This window comes from Mesorhizobium sp. M7A.F.Ca.US.014.04.1.1 (genome assembly GCF_003998745.1).
In the GTDB taxonomy this organism is placed as follows: domain Bacteria; phylum Pseudomonadota; class Alphaproteobacteria; order Rhizobiales; family Rhizobiaceae; genus Mesorhizobium; species Mesorhizobium ciceri.
Genome location: NZ_RZRW01001352.1, coordinates 1 through 603, shown reverse-complemented (window position 1 = coordinate 603; position 603 = coordinate 1). Strand labels below are relative to the sequence as shown.

The following is a 603-nucleotide window of genomic DNA, read 5'->3' as shown; positions in this document are numbered from 1 at the left end:
TCTCATTCGGACGGGTAGATGGCCTGAAGCACATCATCGTGCGTGTGATGGAGTTTCTGCGCCAGCAGAGCGATCCGGCCAACCCCAACTGCCCCTATAACATAGCCCTCAAGCGTGCCCTCGGCCTCGCCCCGCTGTCGGCCGACGAATGGGCAAGGGTCGATTTCACCCTTGGCTTCGCCGCTTGGCCGGACCAGGCCGCCATTGTCGCGCGGCTGACCAACAATTATGCTCGGCTGCTCGACGTCACCGTTGCCGGCAAGGCCGATGACTATTTGCTGTGGGACGGCGTGGGCGTCCCCGCCACCTTCGCGAACCCCGCCATCGAACCCGATGTCGAGCATCTATGTATGGGCATTCTAGTTCTCGAGGGCAGTGCGTCCAGCATCGCCACGGCGAACTGGGACGGACTGGTCGAGAAGGCTGTTGCCGAACTGACGGGAGGCGTTCCCAAGCTCGTGGTCTGCGTTCGCGCCGAGGATCTTCGTCAGCCGGAGCTTACCGGTCAAATCATCAAATTTCATGGCTGCGCGGTGTTGGCCGTCGCCGACGAGGAAACCTACAGGCCGTTTCTTGTCGGTCGCTCCTCGCAAATCAACCGCT

Annotated in this window: 1 pseudogene; it reads left to right on the top strand. The window is 61.7% G+C overall.

From position 1 onward, the window contains the following. Positions 1–603, top strand: a pseudogene (locus tag EOA22_RS37965) (SIR2 family protein); the annotation flags it as partial.